Raw genomic sequence first — 19,669 nt, 5'->3', positions numbered from 1 at the left:
GTGGTCTCCTTAGATTTCGCCTGCTGACGCGCTGTGCGCACCGGTTGCCAGCGTCATAATATTTTCCTGACTGATGTGGCTGCCCTCCAGCTCACCGACGATGGTGCCTTCGTGCATCACGTAAACGCGGTCGCTCATCCCGACCACTTCCGGCAGTTCGCTGGAGATCATCAGAATCGCCACGCCCTGCCGCGCCATCTCCTGCATCATCCGGTAGATCTCGCTTTTCGCCCCGACATCGACGCCGCGCGTCGGTTCATCGAGGATCAGAATGCGCGGGCCAATCGCCACCCAGCGCGAAATCAGCAGCTTCTGCTGGTTACCGCCCGACAGACCGCCTGCCCGGACCTGAGCGTGAGGAACGCGAATATTGAGTGAAGCGATCGCCTCATTGGCGATGGTCTGCCCTTTGCGGCGGTTCAGCATCCCGTAACTGGCGTCACGTTCCAGCGTCGCCATCACGATGTTCTCCTGCGCCGCCATCTCCAGAAACAATCCCTGCTCTTTGCGGTTTTCGGTGAGGAAACCGATGCCGCGTGCAATCGCATCGCGCGGTGAATGGATGGTGACCTTTTCGCCATCGATCCAGATCTCGCCCTCTTTCGGCTTGTGCACGCCAAAAATCAGCTGTGCCAGCTCGCTGCGGCCTGCGCCCACCAGCCCGGCCAGGCCGACAATCTCTCCGGCCCGCACTTCAAGACTGCTGGGATGCACTTTGCCACCGTCGGTAAGGTGATTGACCGCCAGCCGGATATCGCCCAGCGGGATAGCACGGTCTTTGTTAAACAGGTCGCTGAGCGGCCGTCCGACCATCATCCGCACCAGTTCGCTGGCGTTAAGCTGATCACGGGTCAGGCTGCCTACATACTCCCCGTCGCGCAGCACGCTGACGCGATCGGACAGCTCATACACCTCCGCCATGCGGTGGCTGATATAGATGATCGCCATGCCTTCGCTGCGCAGCCGTTTGATGAGCGCGAACAGCTGTTCGGTTTCGCGGTTGGAGAGCGCGGCGGTCGGCTCATCCATCACCAGAATGCGGCTGTTGCGCTGCAGCGCGCGGGCGATCTCCACCTGCTGCTGCTCGGCGATGCTCAGACGGCTGACCAGATCCCAGGCGCTGAACTGCGCGCCGAGCCGGTCAATGACCCGCTGCGCCTCTTCGGCCATCTGCCGCCGCCTGACCAGCCCGCCGGGCGCGATTTCGCTGCCGAGAAAAATGTTCTCCGCCACCGTCAGGTTGGGTGCCAGGTTGATCTCCTGATAAATCAGGGTGATCCCGGCGGCCAGAGCCTCTTTCGGCCCTTTCAGCGCCCAGGGCTTGCCTTCAATTAAAATTTCCCCGCTGCTGGCGGTATAGGCACCGGCCAGAATCTTCATCAGTGTGCTTTTACCCGCGCCGTTCTCCCCCATCAGCGCGTGGACCTCACCGGGATAAACCGTGAGATCGACGCCCTTCAGGGCATAAAAGCTGCCGAAGCGCCGGGTAATTCCCCGCATTTCCAGTATCGGTGTGGCTGTCATCGCCTCGCTCCTGCGGACTGTGGATAGCCGTCAGTAAAGCAACGCCAGATAAACGGAAAATGTCAGCGCCCATTCATATTTGTCATAAACGCCCGCCTGCACGCTCCTATACTCGGCCCATCGTTGCAGTGAATAAGAGGTCGTGGGATGCAGCGCACTTATCCGTGGCAGGCCGGGGCGCGTGGCCGCCTGTTGCTGTTCAATCTGCTGGTGGTGTCGGTCACGCTGATGGTCAGCGTGGTGGCGATCTTCGGCTTTCGTCATGCCGGGGCGATTCAGGAGCAGGCACAGGCGCAGACCCTGGCCGACATGAACGGCAGCCTGGCGCTGGCGCGGGATACCGCCAACGTGGCGACAGCGGCAGTGCGGCTGTCACAGGTGGTGGGCGCGCTGGAGTATCAGAGCGAATCACAGCGGCTGCAGCAGAATCAGCAGGCGTTGCAGCAGTCGCTAAGCCTGCTGGCCAGTGCGCCGCTGGCGGCGCGTCAGCCGGAGCGCATCGCCCGGATCCGCGCCCGCAGCCTGATGCTGGAACAGACGATTAACAGCCTGCTGCTGACCGGCCACCAGCGTCATCTGCAGCGCAACAACATGCTGAGCGACCTGTGGCAGACGCAGATTCTGCTCAGCCATATCGACCAGCTGGTGCAGCGGGAACAGCGGACGCTGCCGGATGCCGCGCTGCGGGAGCAAACCGAACGGCTGATCACCATCGCGATCCGCACACCCTCGCCCATCGCCGTCATCGAACAGCTCCAGCAGGTGATGGCGCAGTGGCGCAACGTGCCGCTGACGGGCGTGACCGGCGAAAACGTGCAGCGACTGCTGGCCACCCAGCAGCGCCTGCTGCCGCTGGCAGAGGCGCTGGAGCAGAGCGACCTGGCGATCGCCTATGCCACCTACCGGATTAAAGCGCTGGTGGCGATGCTGAATGAAGATATCAGCGCCTCGGTGCAGCAGGTGGCGTTACAGAGTGAGGCGCGCACCCTGGCGACCCACCGTGAGCTGGATTCCATCATCGGCTTTATCGCGCTGTTTGCGCTGCTGGCGCTGGCAATTACCGGCTATGCCGGTATCTACATCTACCGCAATCTCGGGTCGAGCCTGACGGCGATTGCCGGGGCCATGACGCGGCTGGCGCAGGGCGAGCAGAACGTCAGCGTGCCAGGGCTGCAACGTCGCGACGAGCTGGGCGAGCTGGCGCGGGCATTTAACGTCTTTGCGCGTAATACCGCCTCGCTGGCTCACACCTCACGGCTGCTGAAAGAGAAGAGTAATCAGCTGGAGTCCACCTTTCTGGCGATGCGCGACGGCTTTGCGCTGTTTGATAACAACGGGCAGCTGGTGGTGTGGAATGCCCAGTATGCGGAGCTGCTCGGCATCGCGCCGCATGAGCTGCATCGTGGCGTTCCCTGGCAGCAACTGCTGGCGCCGCTGGCGGTGGATCTGCACGATCCCGGTGAACCGCAGGAGATCCGGCTGGCCGATGGTCGTACGCTGGAGCTGCGCTTCAGCCCAATCCCGCGGCGCGGCATGGTCAATACCGTGCTGGACCGGACCTCGCGTAAAACGCTGGAGGAGGCGCTGCAGCACAGCCAGAAGATGAAGGCGGTCGGCCAGCTGACCGGCGGACTGGCGCACGACTTTAACAATCTGCTGGCGGTGATTATCGGCAGTCTGGCGCTGACCGAAGGCCAGCTGACGCCCGGCCCGCTGGCCAGCCGGATTGAGCGGGCGCGGCAGGCGGCCGATCGCGCTGCCCAGCTGACCCAGCGGCTGCTGGCGTTCTCACGCAAGCAGGCTCTCTATCCCCGTGCGGTGTCGGTGGTGACGCTGGTGGATAATCTGCAGGGGCTGCTGCAGCACTCGCTGCTGCCCGGCCAGCAGCTGATTATTGATGCGCAGCGTCCCGGCTGGCCCGCCTGGATTGATGCCAGCCAGCTGGAGAATGCGCTGATGAATCTGGTGGTGAATGCCCGCGATGCGATGCATCAGCAAAGCGGTGAAATCCGGCTGCGCATCTGGAATCAGCGTCGTCTGGAGGGGGATGAAAAGCGTGACAGGGTCACAATCGAGGTGATAGACCACGGCTGCGGCATGTCGGCCGGGGTTCGTGAGCAGGTGTTTGAGCCTTTTTTCACCACCAAAGCTACCGGCAGCGGCAGCGGGCTGGGCCTGTCGATGGTCTATGGCTTCGTGCGGCAGTCTGGCGGCCAGATCGAACTGGAAACCGCGCCAGGCCAGGGCACCACGGTGCGACTGCTGTTGCCACGCGCGCCGGAAGCTGCCGCCGCCGCAGTGATCGCCCCGCCATCGCCTGTGCACATTGAGACGGACATTGCGGCTGCCAGTAACCGGCTGGTGCTGGTGCTGGATGATGAACCGGCGGTGCGCCAGACACTCTGTGAGCATCTGCATCAACTGGGTTATCTGACGCTGGAGTGTGGTGACGGTGAAGAGGCGCTGGCGCTGCTGCGCCAGACACCTGATATCGACCTGCTGATCAGCGACCTGATGCTACCCGGCGAGATTAACGGCGCGGAGGTGATCCGCCAGGCGCAGCAGAACTGGCCGCAGCTGGCGACGCTGCTTATCAGCGGTCAGGACCTACGCCACCAGCCGGTGACGCTGCCGCTGTGCGAACGGCTGGCGAAGCCCTGGCAGCAGGCACAGCTGGTGCAGGCGTTACAGCGCGCCTGGCAGCGCAGCGAACGGCTTAATCGCGCCCAGCAGGCTGCCACAACGGTACCGGCTTCCCACTGATGTAGCGCTTGCGCAGGCGGCTGGAGATCACATCCATCACCATCACTACCACCACCAGAATCAGCGTCAGGAACATCACCACATCCCAGTTCCACAGGCGCATATTCTCAGCGTAAACCAGGCCGACGCCCCCGGCACCGACAAAGCCCAGCACCGCCGCTGAGCGGGTATTGGATTCTATCTGGTAAAGGCTCAGCGCCAGAAACTGCGGGAATGACTGGGTGAAGATGCCGAAGCGGTGTTTCTGCAGGCTGTTGGCGCCGACGGCGCCCAATCCGCGACCCGGTGAACGCTCCACCGCTTCGTGCCCTTCGGCGTAGAGTTTGCCGAGCAGACCGACATCCTGCAGGATAATCGCCAGCACCCCGGCCAGCGGCCCCATGCCGACCGCCCGGACGAAGATCAGCCCCCAGATCGCCATGTCGATACCGCGCAACACGTCAAACAGACGTCGCATCAGAAACGCCAGCGGTTTCGCGGTTCGGCTGTGCATCACGTTGCGCGCCGCCAGAAACGACAGCGGCAGCGCCAGCAGCGAGGCAGTCAGCGTGCCGGCAAAGACAATCCCTAAGGTGATGCCGACCTGCGACAGATAGTAGCCAAACGGCCAGTTCAGAAAGTCGTGCCAGACAAACATCCGCAGGAAATAGCGCCCCAGCTGCTGACAGCCCATCAGCAGGCGCGACCACTCCAGACCAAACACCGAAAAGAAAAAGAGGTAATAGAGCAGCACCGCCAGTGTGATCAGCGCCAGGCGACGCAGATAGCGCGGCTGTGCGGCGAAGAGTTCACGATGCTGCTGCTTCATTAGCGCGATATCGGGAACGGGGCTTATCATGTCCTGTCTCCTGTCACACGGCGACGAAGCTGGCCGGAGAGCGTATCCAGCAGCGACACCACAATCAGGATCAGCAGCAGCGTAATACTGACCTGATCGTAGCGGTCCAGTTTGATGTTGGTCATCAGCTCCTGGCCGATGCCGCCTGCACCGACCAGCCCAAGGATGGTTGAGGAGCGGAAGTTAATCTCCAGCCGCATAAAGCTGTAGGAGAGAAAGACCGGCTTAACCTGTGGCCAGAAGGCGAAGCGCATCCGCTGCAGTTTGCTGGCTCCGCAGGCGGCCAGGCCGCGTACCGGCTTATCCGACGCCGACTCAATCGCCTCGTAAAACAGCTTGGTCAGGCTGCCCACGGTGTGCAGCGCCAGCGCCAGAAAACCGGGGATCGCCCCGATGCCAAACGCCATCACAAACATCACCGCCCACGCCAGCTCCGGCATGGTGCGCAGGAAGGCGACAAAGGCGCGAATCGTCATCCGCACGCTGACCGGCGTCTGAGTGTTGTCGGCGGCGAAAAAGGCCAACACCGCGGCCAGTGCCACCGCCACCAGCGTCGAAGCCAGCGCCAGTTGTAGTGTTTCCCAGATCAGCGGCAGCTGGATCGGCAGACGGTAGCCCCAGTAAGCCAGCGAGCCTTCGGTCTTGCCGTCGGCAAAGAGCAGCGGCAGATGCAGCACCGGCAGGATTTCGTGCAGGTAGTCAAAGAAGTGCGGCAGCGACTGCCAGACGTTAAGCAGATTAAATTCTGCCACCCTGCCCGCCGCCAGGTAGAGTGCCACCAGCAGCAGTGACCAGAGCAGCGTGTCTCGTTTCTGCTGGCGACGGATGCGTTGGTAGTAGTGTTCGAATTCGGTCAAAGGGGATCTCCGGCGCTAAAGCAGCGGGACGCAGGCGAGTTTGCCGCGTCCCGCTTTCCCCGCCTGAGCGGAGAAGATAAGAAGTAGCTGGATTTAGCCGCGGCTGCCTTTCATCAGGTCGCGCTTCATATCGATGATGTTCTGATAATCGGCAACCGTCGCCTGACCGATATGCTGCTCGCCGCCCACCGCTTTCACGAAGCAGGCGTGATCTTCCTTATCCAGCTTTTTAATCGCCGACACCACTTTCGCTTTAAAGTCAGCGGGCAGCTTGTTGCTGACCAGCACCGGACCGTTGGGGATCAGCGGTGACTGCCAGATAATGCGGATCTGCTTCATCAGATCCGGATGGTCCATGCGGATCAGACGGCCAAACGCGCCAGAGGTATAGCCGCTGTTGTAGTCACCGACCAGTGAGGTCCAGGTCACTGCGCCATCAAACTGGTTATTCAGCACGCCCAGAATGTCCTGCTCATGGCCGCCGGAGAAGGTCACGCTGGAGAAGGTGTTGTTATATTTGTCATCCACTGAGCCGCCGAACATCTTCTTAAACGCCTGGTTCGGCATCAGGAAGCCGGACGTCGAGTCGGGATCGGCCATACCGAAAGATTTCCCTTTCAGGTCTTCCAGTTTTTTGTAGGGGCTGTCCGCTTTGACGATCACCACCGAGTGGTAGCCGCGTGACTGATCTTTGTCATCCACCACAATGCCAACCACATCCACCGCTTTCGGGTCCTGAATGTAGACCGACGCAAACGAGGCTGGCGACATGCTCAGCACCATATCGATCTTGCCACCCAGCAGACCCTGAATCACGCCAGAGTAGTCGGAGGCGTTGCGCATCTGGGTATCCACACCCAGCTCTTTATCAAAGAAGGTCTTCACACACTGATTATCGCCAATCTGCTGGGTGGCGTTCTGACCGCCCAGAATCCCCAGATTAAGCTGTTTCGGCGCATCCGCTGCGCTGACACCAAACGCCATTACACTGGTCAGGAGTGCTAAAGAAGTCAGTTTCATTCGGGGTTGTTCTCTTGCTGTGGAAGTTAATGGATTTGGTTAAGTTCATCGCCGTACAGCTGGTGCAGCAGGCTGTCGGTCAGTCCTGAAGGATGGCCGTCAAACAGCACCACGCCGCGCTGAATGCCAATCACCCTGGTGCAGTAGCTTTTCACCAGCTCAATCGAGTGCAGGTTGACCATCACGCTGATGCCCTGCTCGCTGACCTGACGCAGCACATCCATGATGCGCTTGGTATTTTTGGGATCGAGTGACGCCACCGGCTCATCGGCCAGCAGGATTTTGGGGTTCTGCATCAGGGCACGGCAGATCGCCACACGCTGCATCTGACCGCCAGAGAGGTTTTCCGCCCGCTGCAGCGCCTGCGGCAGCATGTTCATCCACTGCAGCAGTTCGATGGCGTGCGCCCGGTCATTGTCGGAGAAGATTTTAAAGAAGGATTTCAGCGTACCGGTCTGGCTCAGACGGCCCAGCAGCACGTTGGTCAGCACGTCGAGGCGTGGCACCAGACAGAAATCCTGAAAGATCATGCCGCACTGGCTGCGCCATTCGCGCAGCTGGCGGCTGTTGAGCGTAACCACGTTACGATCCGCTTCGCCATGATGCAGACTGATAATCGCGCCGGAAGTCGCTTCAATCGTGCCGTTGAGCATGTGCAGCAGGGTCGATTTACCCGCGCCAGAGCGGCCAATCACCGCCACCAGCTCACCGGCGTGCAGGTCGAAGCTGACCTGATCCAGCACCTGAGTGTCGCCGTAGGCTTTGCTCAGTTTCTGCACCGACAACACTTTTTGTCCGCTAAGGCTGGCCGGTGGCAGGTCGTTGTCGACCACCGTTTTCAGAAGTGCCTGTGCCATGGTTTCTCCGTCATCGCTGATTGCGTTCTGCGGGTTATTAAGGCGTGACGCGATGAACACGAGATGACAGTCAGATGATCAAACCGTGACAGGCCAGTGCGCGCCGCACAGCAATGTCTGGCCGTCATGGGCAGCCAGCACGCCGTCCGGCAACGGGTTCTCAGCTAACCAGTTATCCATCTCATGACTGAGATGGGTGAGCCAGGTCTGACGCGGCTGGAGCATCTCTGCTATCGCCAGCGCCTGGGTCACATCATTATGGTTACGCGGCTCTGGGCGCGGCGGATCGTTGCAGTCAATCACCAGTTGATCCAGCGGCTGGCCGCGCAGGAAGTCGGCGGTGTCGGGTGGCAACCCGCAGGTATCACACAGCCAGGCGAGCCGGGTGCCGTGCCAGTCGAACAGATAGCCATGCGTCAGCTTCGAGTGTTGCAACGGCAACGGCGTGACCTGCAGTTCTCCAAAGGCGTGCGCTACAAACGGCGTTAAGGCGGGACGGAAATCGAGCAGGCCAGGATGTTTATAGAGATCGTCACAGCCTCGCGGATCGGGTGGACCCCAGACCGGAATCGGCGCACCCACTCCCCAGCGCAGTGCAAACAGCCCCTGCACATGATCCATGTGGTAGTGGGTCAGCAGAATGCGCGTCAGCGTGCCGGGCGGGAAGCGCGACGCCAGCAGCGGCAAGCCGGCATCCAGCAGGATGCGCTCGCGACCAAACTCAATCAGCGCGCTGCAGGGTGCACGCGCGTAGCCGCTGTTGAGCTGCGCACGCTGACAGGCGCGACAGTCGCAGCCCGGCAGCGGTGCGGCAGTGACCCCGCCAGTACCCAGAAAAGTGAGTTTCATTGATGCGCCTTTGGTAGCGGATGTCGATGCCGGACTGTCACCGCCGGTGCCAGGATAAGAGAGTGTCATTGATGCGCCTCCAGTATCTGACGCAGCAGGCACACGGTATCCGCCAGCGCGCCGTCGTTGTTGAGGATAAGGCAGCCATCGGGCTGTGGCTGTGCGGCGCGCGCCAGCCGCCGGGCGATCTCCGCCTCATCTTCCCGTCCGCGCTGGCGCAGCCGCGCTGCCAGCACGGCGGGTGTGACCTGCAGACAGACCGGCAGCAGCTGCGAGCCGAAACGGGCCTGCGCCTGCGCCAGATGCAGCCGCGAACCGTTCACCACCACATTCTGCCCGCGCAGCAGCCACTGCTCCGTCTCACAGCCAATGCCATAGCTGAAACCGTGCGCCTGCCAGCTCACCGCGAACAGTCCCAGCGCGGCGCGGCGGGCAAACTCCGCCTCGGTCAGCGCCACATGGTTTTCACCGCCCGCATCGGCGGCGCGGGTAATGTAGCGATGGGCGATCAGGAGCCGTGGCGGAGGTGCTGCCCGCAGCGCATCCAGCAGGCTGTCCTTACCCGAACCCGAAGGACCGGTGAGCCAGATCAGCCGCGCCATCAGTACACCTGCCGGCCTTTGCTCCAGACATGCCGCACGTGCGGGTAGCCGTGTGCGGTATGCGCCAGCACCAGATCGGCGCGGCAGCCTTCGGCGATTACCCCGCGATCTTCGAGCCCTAAGGCGCGCGCCGGGTTACAGGTGACCAGCGCGATCGCCTGCGCCATGCCGAGGCTATTGCGCTCATCATCTGCCAGCCGGAACGCTGCATCCAGCAGGCTCGCCGGATAGTAATCGGAGGAGAGAATATTCAGCAGGCCGTGTGACGCCAGCTCCCAGGCGGCGACGTTGCCGGAGTGCGAGCCGCCGCGCACGATGTTAGGCGCGCCCATCAGCACCTGCATATTGCGATAACGCGAGGCGCGTGCCGCCTCCAGCGTAGTAGGAAACTCCGCGATGCGGCTGCCTGCCGCATGGGACTCCTCCACGTGTGCCGCGGTGGCATCATCATGGCTGGCAATGGCGATGCCATGTTCCCGGCAGAGTCCGGCAATCGCCTGACGATTGGGCTGTGACCATTCTGCCGCCAGGGTGAGCTGGTCATGCTCGAACTGATCCATCTCCGCGTCGTTGAGCTGATATTTGCCCTTATAATATTCGCGATACTTCGTCAGGGATGCGTACTGACGCTGACCCGGCGAATGGTCCATCAGCGACACCAGCGCCAGCTCCGGCGTGCCCATCAGCGCTTCAAACAGCGGCGCAGTGGTGGGATGCGGCAGTTCACAGCGCAGATGCAGCAGATGCTCGGCCCGGTTCAGTCCTTTGCGGTTGCTGTCGCGGATGGCGTCGATCATCTTGCTGAGGTTATCCAGCCGGTGCCCGCCGTCGCGCACATCCCCGACGCCAATCGCATCCAGCACCGTGGTAATGCCGCTGGAGACCATCAGCGCATCGTGGCTGCTCATCGCCGAGTGTGCCGGCCAGTCCACTTTCGGACGCGGCGTGAAAAACTTATCGAGGTTATCGGTGTGCAGCTCCACCAGACCCGGCATCAGCCAGGCGCCTTCGCCATCCAGCGCGCCCGGCTGCTGGCTGGTGGTTTCGCTGAAGCTGCTGATGCGCTCGTCGCGAAACTCCAGCGATCCGGTTACCACTTCGTTTTCCAGCACCAGTCTGACGTTATTGATGATCATGCCTGCGCTCCTGTCTCGATTGGGTGCATCAGGTGCAGCCGGTCCGCTACCCGCTCGCGCACCGCCCGATCGTGAAAAATACCGACGATGGCGGCACCACGGGCGCGCGCCTGTTCAATTAGGCTCACCACCGCCTCGCTGTTGACACTGTCGAGCGAGGCGGTGGGTTCATCCAGCAGCAGCACCGGATAGTCGGCGATAAAGCCGCGAGCGATATTGACGCGCTGCTGCTCTCCGCCAGAGAAAGTGGACGGGGCCAGCGACCAGAGACGCTGCGGCACGTTGAGCCGGGTCAGCAGTTCGGCGGCACGTGCTTCACATAAGGCGCGCTCGACGCCGCGCTCCAGCAGCGGCTGCATCACAATCTCCAGCGTCGGCACGCGCGGGATCACCCGCAGAAACTGGCTGACCCAGCCCAGCGTGTCGCGGCGCAGGGCGATAATCTGGCGCGCCGATGCCTGCGCCATGTCGATCCACTCGCCCTGATGCGCGACCCGAATGTGGCCGCTGTCGGGCTGATAGTTGCCGTAAAGCGCGCGCAGCAGTGTGGATTTACCGCTGCCGGAGTGACCGTGCAACACCACGCATTCGCCCTCGCCTGCCGTCAGGCTGGCGTTGTGCAGCACCGGCAGCGCCGCGCCGTTCTGGTTATGCAGCACAAAGGTTTTACACAAATTCTCGACCCGCAGGCGCGGAGTGATAGTTGTCATTTAATTGAGCACCGAAGAGACCAGCAGTTGAGTGTAAGGATGATGAGGATCGTCCAGCACGCGGTCAGTCAGACCGCTCTCCACCACCCGCCCCTGCTTCATCACCAGCAGGCGATGCGCCAGCAGTCGCGCCACGCCGAGATCGTGGGTGACAATCACCACCGCCAGATTCAGTTCGCGCACCAGCGTCCGCAGCAGATCCAGCAGTCGCGCCTGCACCGACACATCCAGCCCGCCGGTCGGCTCATCCATAAACATCAACTGCGGCTGCGTCACCAGGTTCCGTGCGATCTGCAGCCGTTGCTGCATACCGCCGGAAAAGGTGGTGGGCAGATCGTCGATGCGACCAGCGTCAATCTCCACCGCCTGCAGCCAGCGGCTCGCTTCGGCGCGGATATCGCCATAGTGGCGCTGTCCGGTCGCCATCAGCCGTTCGCCGATGTTACCGCCCGCGCTGACCTGCGAACGCAGCCCGTCCATGGGATGCTGATGCACCACGCCCCATTCGGTACGCAGCAGGCGACGGCGATCGCTTTCACTCATCTGATAGAGGTCGCGATTCTGATAGAGGATGCTGCCCTGCTGCGGCGTCAGACGCGCTGACAGGCTCTGCAGCAGCGTGGTTTTACCGGAGCCGGACTCGCCGACAATGCCCAGCACTTCACCGGGATAGAGATCAAAACTGACCTGCTCAAACCCTTTGCCCGGCGCATAAAGGTGGGTGAGCTGGTTCACCGCAAGCAGCGGCTGTTCACTGTGCATGTTGCTGTTCCTGCTGCTGATGGCAAAAGTCGGTGTCGGAGCAGACAAACATCCGCGTTCCCTGATCGTCCATCACCACCTCATCGAGATAGCTGTGGCGCGAGCCGCACAGCGCGCAGGGTTCATCCCACTGCTGCACGGTGAACGGATGATCGTCGAAGTCCAGGCTTTCCACACGGGTGTAAGGCGGCAAGGCATAGATGCGCTTTTCACGCCCGGCACCAAACAGCTGCAGCGCGGGCATCATGTGCATCTTCGGGTTGTCGAATTTGGGAATGGGCGATGGATCCATCACATAGCGATCGTTGACCCGGACCGGATAGGCGTAAGTCGTCGCGATGTGGCCGTAGCGGGCGATATCTTCATACAGCTTCACCTGCATGATGCCGTACTCCTCCAGCGCATGCATGGTGCGGGTTTCGGTTTCGCGCGGCTCGATAAAGCGCAGCGGCTCCGGAATCGGCACCTGGAAAATCAGGATCTGATCCTCTTCCAGCGGCGTTTCCGGGATGCGGTGCCGGGTCTGGATCAGGGTGGCATCGGCGGTGCGCTCGGTGGTGGCAGCATTGCTGACCCGCTTAAAGAACTGGCGGATCGACACCGCATTGGTAGTGTCATCTGCGCCCTGATCGATCACCTTCAGCACATCCTGATCGCCAATCATGCTGGCGGTGATCTGGATGCCGCCGGTGCCCCAGCCGTAGGGCATCGGCATCTCACGTCCGGCGAACGGCACCTGATAGCCGGGGATCGCCACCGCTTTCAGGATGGCGCGGCGGATGGTGCGTTTGGTCTGCTCATCGAGATAGCCGTTGTTATAGCCGGTGAGTTCAGCCATGGTTGCGCTCCTGATAATCGTGCTGCAGCTGTTTCAGCAGTTCCAGTTCCGCCTGGAAATCGACGTAGTGCGGCAGCTTGAGATGCGAGACAAAGCCTGCGGCTTCCACGTTGTCGGCGTGCGACAGCACAAACTCTTCGTCCTGCGCCGGGCTGGTAACACGCTCATGCTGTTCGCTGCTTTGCAGCGCCCGGTCCACCAGCGCCATCGCCATCGCTTTACGTTCGGCGCGGCCAAACACCAGCCCATAACCCCGGGTAAAGTGCGGCGCAGTCTCGTCGCTGTGGGCAACGCCGTTGACCATTTCACACTCCGTCAGCAGCAGCTCACCGATCTCCAGCTCAAAACCCAGCTCTTCGGGACAGATACTGACGCTGAGAGTGCCGGTGCGGATCTCGCCGGCAAACGGATGGGTGCGGCCATAGCCGCGCTGGGTCGAGTAGCCGAGCGCCAGCAGAAAGCCTTCGTCGCCACGCACCAGCTGTTGCAGCCGCGCGGCGCGTGAGGCGGGAAAACTCATCGGCTCGCGGGTGATATCGACAGGCTCGCTGCCGTCATCCACCTCGGCGGCGGCCAGCCCTTCATCGCTCATCATGCTGAACATGTGCGGGCACTGATCAGGCACCGAACGATCGTCACGCGGCGCGGCGGGCGTTTCGCCATTGGCCAGCAGGGTGAAGTCGAGCAGCCGGTGGCTGTAGTCGTAAGTTGGTCCCAGCACCTGGCCGCCCGGCAAATCTTTATAGACCGCCGAGATGCGGCGTTCGATCCGCATCGCACCGGTCGCCAGCGGCGTGCTCTCCGCCAGGCGTGGCAGCGTGGTGCGATAGGCGCGCAGCAGAAAGATCGCCTCGACCAGATCGCCGCTGGCCTGCTTAATCGCCAGCGCCGCCAGCTCAGGATCGTAAATTCCTCCTTCGGTCATCACCCGATCCACCGCCAGTCCCAGTTGCTGCGCCACCTGATCGCAGCCGAGTTCGGCTAACGCCCGATCGCCGCGCCGCAGATCGGCCTGCAACTGATGGGCGTTCGCAATGGCTTTTTCGCCCCCTTTCACCGCGACATACATCAGCACACCTCCACAACGGTGGTGCGCGGCACGGCCATAATCGCTTCGCCACAGGTGAAGATCAGATCCACGCCCTGTGGAAACGGATGCGGACGAGTGCGCAGATATTCCAGCACGCTTTCGGGCAGCTGTGGCGCGATGGCGCGGGTTTCCCGCAGGCCAGGGCCGGAGAGGCGCAGCGTCAGGCCGCCATTCAGCGACGGCACTTCGATAATCAGCGTGGTGCTTTTTTCCGGTGACATATTGTCACCCGCTGCGAACTGCGTCGGGTCGGGCTGCGCCGCTGCATGGCTCAGGGCAAAAGGCGCATCCTGCTGCGTGGTGATCGGCGCACCGGTATGGAAGCGCAGATTGTTGCGCAGCTGTTCGTTGTCAATTTCCGCATCCAGCCAGACCGGGCTTTCCTGATCGACCAGCGTCAGCAGCAGCGCCGTGGCCGCCGGTGACAGTGCGCCCCAGCCCTGTTGCAGCGGCAGCGAGACCATCACGCCCGGTTCGCTCATCGCTTTCAGAATGCGGCGAAACGCGCGCTGCGCATCCGCCACCGGATGGTTAAAACTTGCCAGTAAAGTCATCAGTTATCTCCGCGAACCAGCGTAAAGAAATCCACTTTGCTGCTGGCGATCTCGCGGGCGCGCAGCTGTCGCTGCTCATCGCGCCACGCCGCCAGCGGGGTAATAATCTTCTCTTCCAGCAGTTGCCGGGTTTCCGGCTGCTGTAAAAGCGCATCCAGCAGGGCACAGCGTTCGGCATGGGCTTTGTCGCGCCCTAACAGGTAGCTGTAACCCAGAGTGCCGTCGCTGAGCTGCACCACCGCGCGCGTCACCGTGGCATCGCCCATCACAAAGCGTTTGCCGGTGGCCCCCATCCGCGCCTGCAACCGTGTCAGCCCGATCTCTGCCGGACGGATCAGGGTATAGGCGGGCTGGAGGTTAAGCGCCTGCCAGTGCGTCTCAAGCAAGGCGGCGCTGCTGTGCGCCAGCACCGACAGCCAGCGCTGGCGATCCGTTTGCTGTTCCATTAGTGCTCCAGAGTCAGTTCAATCATGTCGCCGCGCGTCAGGCTGACGGAGTATTCCGCCACCGCGCCATCACTGGTTTTGTTCAGGGTCCGCACGCAGAGCAGCGGCGAATGCAGCGCGATGTCGAGCTGCCGACACTCTTTGGCCTGCGCCCGGCGGGTGCTGATGCGGGTCTGGGTGCGCACCAGCTGCTTGCCGGTGTGCTCCACTAAGAAGTCGTGCAGCGATCCACTGTTAAATTGCTGAAGCTGTGGCCACCAGCTGAGGTCGGCGAGGAAATGGTTGATCAGGCAGAGCGGCACGCCGTTGGCGCGACGCAGGGTGCGCAGATGAATGACGTTGTCGCCCTCTTTCACGCCCAGCGCATTGGCAACGTCGTTGCTGGCCGGACGCAGCACCGCCAGCAGCCGTTCGCTGGTGGGATGACTGCCCTGCTCCAGCAGGTTCTGGCTGAATCGCGCCTGAGCATGCAGCGGATAGTCATAAGGGCGCATCAAAACCAGGATGCCGACGCCGTGACGGCGCTGCAGCAGCCCTTTGTGCACCAGCTCATCCACCGCCCGACGCAGCGTGTGGCGATTCACCTCATAGTGATCGGCCAGCTGTTGCTCGGAAGGAAGATAGTCGCCGCAGCGGTAGCGCTCTTTGAGCGCCTGCTCCAGTTGTGCGGCAACAGCCTGATAGACAGTGGTCGGATGTCTGGATAACTCCATCACGATGAAATCCTCACGGGTTACAGAGTGGGAACGCAGTGAAAAGACGCTGCGGGATGGTGTTAGCTTGAGGGGATCAGATGACAGAACCGTGACGCGGGGGTGAAGGAGAGGTGAATGTGGTAGTCAGGGATTTACAGCAAGCAGGCATTGAGCCTGTTCGCATAGAACGACTGGCTGCCTGGTGTACACTGGAACGAACTAACGTTGCGCTTAAGGAGAGAATATGTACGGACCGGATCCCGCCAATCCCCATCCAATGGAAGGCTTCCCACAGGTTTGTTTTATCAAAAATACGGTGAAAAACCCCAACATCATAATCGGGGATTTTACTTATTATGATGACCCTGAAGACTCAGAAAACTTCGAGCGCAATGTCCTTTATCACTTCCCCTTTATTGGTGACAAACTGATCATGGGTAAATTCTGCGCGATAGCCAGGGGCGTTCAGTTCATCATGAACGGGGCAAACCATAACATGGCAGGTTTCTCCACTTTTCCGTTTTACATTTTCGGAAATGGATGGGAAACAGCCCAGCCTCAGGCCGGCGATCTGCCCTATAAAGGCGATACGGTGATTGGTAATGATGTATGGGTGGGTTATCAGGCGCTGATTATGCCAGGCGTTAAAATCGGCAACGGCGCAATAATCTCGTCACGTTCTGTTGTGACGTCGGATGTCCCGGCCTATTCGATTGTGGGTGGCAACCCGGCCAGAGTGTTCAGGCAGCGTTTTACCGATGAAACCATATCCCGACTAGAGAAGCTGGCCTGGTGGGACTGGCCGGTAGAAAAGATTACTCAAAACCTACCGGCAATTATCTCCGCAGACCTTGAAGCACTGCCAGATGAATAGCCGGGCAGAAGTGGAATAAACGCTGTCCGCTGCTGACATAGGGCGACGATCATCCGACACGGGTTCGCATAATTTCGCGCAGATTGATGTATCAATGTGTCTGCTTTAGCACTGGAGCGCAGGTTAAAACAGGAGTTGTTATGCTCTACATCTTTAGTGGCCTTCCGGGTTGCGGAAAAAGCACTATCGCTAAAATGTTATCTGAAAAATTAAAAGCGGTGTATTTACGCGTCGACACAGTTGAACAGGCTCTGCGTAATAGTTCAGCAACTTTCAGGGATATTGGCCCTGAAGGCTACTTCATCCTTTATGAGCTTGCGCGGGACAATCTCAGACTGGGATTACCTGTTATCACTGACTCGGTGAATGACCTTAACCTGGTACGTGATAGTTTTCGTGATATCGCACTATCATCAGGTGTTCCCTTTCTGGAAATTGAAATCCTCTGTTCGGATCCCGAACAGCATCGTGCGCGTGTAGAGAACAGAATCTCAGATATCCCTGGCTTAAAAGTGCCTGACTGGCAAGCCGTTGTGCATCGTGTTTATGAACCGTGGAGCAGAGAACATCTGAAGCTGGATACGGCTGAATTATCGCCTGCTGAGTGTGTTGATATCATCCTCCAGACGAGCATTTAGCCCTGACCGCGTTTAGCCCGCACCCTTAACGGCAATGAACGGTTTGAGCCTCCGGCTGCACCGATTAAAACAGGTGTGGGCACTCTACTTGCTCAGACCTGAGCGACAATATCAGCAGGGTTATGAAGAAGATGGGTAAGGCAGCCAGAGTTGGACAAGGGTCAGGTCTGCTCTAAGCGATGAGCGGAAGTTATGTCTGAAATAATAGCCCTCGAATTTGAAGAAGGCTTTAAAAAATAAGGTAAATTTTACATGACCGTAACCCATTTCATCATGAAATCCAACCATGTAAATTTTTAAAATGAACCTTCTAACTTCTACAATGAAATCAACTGTAAGTTAGTTTTTATTGTCATATTATCGCTGTGTCATATCTGACGAATGTTGAACCAGCCTGTTGTTTCCTCAATGACACGCCACAGTTTCTGGGGTATAGCAAGTTGCTCTACGTCTGATGCAGCAATATTGAGAGCAATTTTTCCTTCAGCTTTGCCATCTACGAATTTAACCCAGTCTGGGTTCATAACCATACCCTGACCGATTGCCGTCAAAGATACCCCTGCTTTAACAGCATCCTCGGCTTGCTCTGGTGTTCGCAACTGTCCGGCAACAATCAGAGGTATACGTCCAGCAAGGTGATCGCGCACGATTTCGATGACTTTGGGGCCATTCGGTGCATCAACTGGCCGGGCTTCAAGTGCATTACCGAGTGATACATGAAGATAATCAATACCCTCATCGACCAGGCGGTCAACCAACTGAAGCGACTCATCAATGCGCAACCCATCTTCGTAATGCTCATCCAGTGAAATGCGGTATCCCATCAGGAATGGCTTGGTTGCATGCTCAGCAATCGTTTTACGCACACTCTCGATGACGCTGAGCGGGAAACGCATACGGTTTTTAAGGGAGCCGCCCCATTGATCTTCTCTACGGTTGGAATGCGGTGAGAAAAAGTTCTGAAGTAAAAAACCATGAGCACCATGTAACTCAACACCATCAAATCCTGCTTCTATGGCACGGCGAGTTGCTTCCCCGAAATCATGAATAACAGTTTCGACTTCAGTGCATGTCAGTTCACGAGGGGTAACGGACGGTGCGAAAGGACCGGCGTCACCGGGAATAGCGCTTGCAGCTACAATATCCGAAACCAGTTCAGGGCTGGTTTTCACACCTGCATGGAATATTTGTAAGATTGCCGGTGCTCCACCGCTTTTAGCAGCAATAGCAAGGCGCTTTAAACCGGGAAGAAATTTGTCGTCATACGCAGCAAACTCACCCGTAAACCCAATGCCGTTTTCCTGAACATGTGTACAGCCAGTAATGACCAGCCCGATGTCCTGAACGCGTCGACGATAATATGCTTCTTCCTCATAAGATACCGTGCCGTCATCATTACCCGACCAGGTCGTCATCGGGGCCATCACAATACGGTTGCGCAGCGTCACACCTTTACCCAGTGGATATTTTTCAAGTAGTGGAGTTTGTTTCATGGAAAGTCATACCTATACGAGATTTTTCTTGAAGAAAGGAGCCAGCTTACTCGCTGCAACCGTTGCACCCTGACCATCATAGAGGTCCATATGTGTGGCACCCGGAATGATATGCAGCGTTTTTTGAACAGAAGCAGCAGTTTTGTGTAATTCCTGGCTGTGCCAGAGCGATCCTGCTTTACTACCGGCTACAATCAGAAGTGGTTGTGTTAAATAGACATCCGCCCCTTCAAATCCGGTGAAAGACGCCAGCGTACTGATACTTGTCATCAGCATTTGATTGGTAGAAGTCGGATATTTTCCGCGTTCGGTCAGATAGTAGTCCGCAGCTTCCTGAAGATCTTTTGGAGCACTGGCATCACCCAATTTAGGCACATAGTTGACATAAACCGGTGCGCCGCCTGCTGCTTCGATTGTGCGCTGTTTAGCAACAGCATCCAGAGTTGGAATGAGTTCAGATTCTGATGTTGTTCCCTCCCAACCCTTACGGGTAGCGGCTCCGACATCCACAGCACTGACTGTTGCCAGCGCTTTGATTCGGCGTTCCGTCATCGACGCTTTAACCGTGATACCACTGCCTGCACAAACGCCTAATGCGCCGATACGATTATTATCGACATAAGGAAGAGTGGTCAGGTAATCGACTGCGCTATAGAAATCGACGACTCGCTTCATGGGATCATCAATAAAGCGTGGTAATCCGCCACTTGCCCCCTGATGAGAGGCATCAAACGCCAGGGTGACAAATCCGTCTTTAGCCAGTTTGAGGGCATAAAGTCCCGCAGTCTGTTCCTTGACGCCACCACCAGGGTGGACAACGACAATAGCAGCGTATTGACGGTTTTCGCTGAAGTCCGGGGGAACATAGACGTTTCCGGACATCATTATTTCATTGTTCCGGAATAGGACACTGCTGACTGTGACGCCATCTACGTGTGTCGTGGTGCCAGATGTACGAGGTGTTGGTGAGAGCAGGGCTGAAGCATGACCCGCCATCAATAATCCTGCTGAAGCCACTGAACTCGTCAGGATAAAATTTCGGCGGCTTAACCCGCCTGCTTTTTTACTCATTGCAAGACTCCTTCATTTACACGATGACAGCGCTGGCCGCTGAAAGAACACA

At 59.2% G+C, this 19,669-nt stretch carries 20 protein-coding genes; 3 read left to right on the top strand and 17 right to left on the bottom strand.

Annotation, left to right across the window (positions count from 1 at the left end; genetic code table 11):
• Window positions 1-9: 9 nt before the first annotated feature.
• On the bottom strand, window positions 10-1,524 hold the full coding sequence (locus ACXKZD_RS07325) for a sugar ABC transporter ATP-binding protein (protein ID WP_061703818.1): 1,515 nt from the start codon (window positions 1,522-1,524) through the stop codon (window positions 10-12).
• Between the two features lie 147 nt (window positions 1,525-1,671).
• Here ACXKZD_RS07325 and ACXKZD_RS07320 point away from each other — a divergent pair, with 147 nt between their 5' ends.
• Entirely contained in the window at window positions 1,672-4,287 is a 2,616-nt protein-coding gene (locus ACXKZD_RS07320; RefSeq protein ID WP_488981973.1) for an ATP-binding protein, read from the top strand.
• Here ACXKZD_RS07320 and phnE (ACXKZD_RS07315) read toward each other — a convergent pair.
• The 14 genes from phnE (ACXKZD_RS07315) to phnF form a co-directional block, all read right to left on the bottom strand.
• Window positions 4,241-5,125, bottom strand: a complete 885-nt coding sequence (gene phnE / locus ACXKZD_RS07315) for a phosphonate ABC transporter, permease protein PhnE (protein ID WP_488981972.1) — start codon at window positions 5,123-5,125, stop codon at window positions 4,241-4,243. The genes ACXKZD_RS07320 and phnE (ACXKZD_RS07315) overlap by 47 nt on opposite strands.
• Window positions 5,122-5,982: a phosphonate ABC transporter, permease protein PhnE gene (phnE, locus tag ACXKZD_RS07310; protein ID WP_033788397.1), complete on the bottom strand. Its 861-nt coding sequence runs from the start codon at window positions 5,980-5,982 to the stop codon at window positions 5,122-5,124. The genes phnE (ACXKZD_RS07315) and phnE (ACXKZD_RS07310) overlap by 4 nt, the downstream gene beginning before the upstream one ends.
• A gap of 93 nt (window positions 5,983-6,075) precedes the next feature.
• Window positions 6,076-7,002: a phosphonate ABC transporter substrate-binding protein gene (phnD, locus tag ACXKZD_RS07305; RefSeq protein ID WP_010247773.1), complete on the bottom strand. Its 927-nt coding sequence runs from the start codon at window positions 7,000-7,002 to the stop codon at window positions 6,076-6,078.
• A gap of 26 nt (window positions 7,003-7,028) precedes the next feature.
• Complete coding sequence (phnC, locus tag ACXKZD_RS07300; RefSeq protein ID WP_010247776.1) at window positions 7,029-7,859, bottom strand: phosphonate ABC transporter ATP-binding protein; 831 nt, start codon at window positions 7,857-7,859, stop codon at window positions 7,029-7,031.
• 78 nt (window positions 7,860-7,937) lie between these two features.
• Window positions 7,938-8,708: a phosphonate metabolism protein PhnP gene (phnP, locus tag ACXKZD_RS07295; RefSeq protein ID WP_033788457.1), complete on the bottom strand. Its 771-nt coding sequence runs from the start codon at window positions 8,706-8,708 to the stop codon at window positions 7,938-7,940.
• Window positions 8,709-8,773: 65 nt separating this feature from the next.
• Complete coding sequence (gene phnN, locus ACXKZD_RS07290; protein ID WP_010670885.1) at window positions 8,774-9,310, bottom strand: ribose 1,5-bisphosphokinase; 537 nt, start codon at window positions 9,308-9,310, stop codon at window positions 8,774-8,776.
• The gene (gene phnM, locus ACXKZD_RS07285) at window positions 9,310-10,446 is read right to left on the bottom strand and encodes an alpha-D-ribose 1-methylphosphonate 5-triphosphate diphosphatase (protein WP_488981971.1); all 1,137 of its coding nucleotides are present in this window, start codon (window positions 10,444-10,446) and stop codon (window positions 9,310-9,312) included. Before phnM ends, phnN begins: the two co-directional genes overlap by 1 nt.
• Complete coding sequence (phnL, locus tag ACXKZD_RS07280) at window positions 10,443-11,156, bottom strand: phosphonate C-P lyase system protein PhnL (protein ID WP_033772090.1); 714 nt, start codon at window positions 11,154-11,156, stop codon at window positions 10,443-10,445. The genes phnM and phnL overlap by 4 nt, the downstream gene beginning before the upstream one ends.
• Complete coding sequence (gene phnK, locus ACXKZD_RS07275; RefSeq protein WP_033767653.1) at window positions 11,157-11,918, bottom strand: phosphonate C-P lyase system protein PhnK; 762 nt, start codon at window positions 11,916-11,918, stop codon at window positions 11,157-11,159.
• On the bottom strand, window positions 11,908-12,756 hold the full coding sequence (locus tag ACXKZD_RS07270; protein ID WP_033788395.1) for an alpha-D-ribose 1-methylphosphonate 5-phosphate C-P-lyase PhnJ: 849 nt from the start codon (window positions 12,754-12,756) through the stop codon (window positions 11,908-11,910). Before ACXKZD_RS07270 ends, phnK begins: the two co-directional genes overlap by 11 nt.
• On the bottom strand, window positions 12,749-13,825 hold the full coding sequence (locus ACXKZD_RS07265; RefSeq protein ID WP_488981970.1) for a carbon-phosphorus lyase complex subunit: 1,077 nt from the start codon (window positions 13,823-13,825) through the stop codon (window positions 12,749-12,751). Before ACXKZD_RS07265 ends, ACXKZD_RS07270 begins: the two co-directional genes overlap by 8 nt.
• On the bottom strand, window positions 13,825-14,400 hold the full coding sequence (phnH, locus tag ACXKZD_RS07260; protein WP_010247799.1) for a phosphonate C-P lyase system protein PhnH: 576 nt from the start codon (window positions 14,398-14,400) through the stop codon (window positions 13,825-13,827). Before phnH ends, ACXKZD_RS07265 begins: the two co-directional genes overlap by 1 nt.
• Window positions 14,400-14,846 carry a phosphonate C-P lyase system protein PhnG gene (phnG, locus tag ACXKZD_RS07255; RefSeq protein ID WP_033758256.1) on the bottom strand — a complete coding sequence of 149 codons (447 nt, stop codon included), beginning with the start codon at window positions 14,844-14,846 and terminating at the stop codon, window positions 14,400-14,402. The genes phnH and phnG overlap by 1 nt, the downstream gene beginning before the upstream one ends.
• Window positions 14,846-15,559: a phosphonate metabolism transcriptional regulator PhnF gene (phnF, locus tag ACXKZD_RS07250; RefSeq protein WP_010247805.1), complete on the bottom strand. Its 714-nt coding sequence runs from the start codon at window positions 15,557-15,559 to the stop codon at window positions 14,846-14,848. The genes phnG and phnF overlap by 1 nt, the downstream gene beginning before the upstream one ends.
• A gap of 226 nt (window positions 15,560-15,785) precedes the next feature.
• On the opposite strand from phnF, the gene ACXKZD_RS07245 reads away from it, so the two are divergent.
• Window positions 15,786-16,415, top strand: coding sequence for a Vat family streptogramin A O-acetyltransferase (locus tag ACXKZD_RS07245; protein ID WP_488981969.1), 630 nt, complete (start codon window positions 15,786-15,788; stop codon window positions 16,413-16,415).
• Window positions 16,416-16,555: 140 nt separating this feature from the next.
• Window positions 16,556-17,053 (top strand): P-loop nucleotide/nucleoside kinase family protein, encoded by a 498-nt coding sequence (locus ACXKZD_RS07240; RefSeq protein ID WP_022624943.1) that lies wholly within the window; start codon window positions 16,556-16,558, stop codon window positions 17,051-17,053.
• Between the two features lie 368 nt (window positions 17,054-17,421).
• Here ACXKZD_RS07240 and ACXKZD_RS07235 read toward each other — a convergent pair whose 3' ends face one another.
• Window positions 17,422-18,546, bottom strand: a complete 1,125-nt coding sequence (locus ACXKZD_RS07235) for an NADH-dependent flavin oxidoreductase (protein WP_022624944.1) — start codon at window positions 18,544-18,546, stop codon at window positions 17,422-17,424.
• A gap of 12 nt (window positions 18,547-18,558) precedes the next feature.
• Complete coding sequence (locus ACXKZD_RS07230; protein ID WP_223563993.1) at window positions 18,559-19,617, bottom strand: alpha/beta hydrolase; 1,059 nt, start codon at window positions 19,615-19,617, stop codon at window positions 18,559-18,561.
• Window positions 19,618-19,669: the final 52 nt, after the last annotated feature.

It is taken from the genome of Pantoea sp. ABR1s (assembly GCF_057812235.1).
The sequence above is the reverse complement of the archived record's forward strand: the minus strand, read 5'-3'. Positions and strand labels throughout refer to the sequence as shown.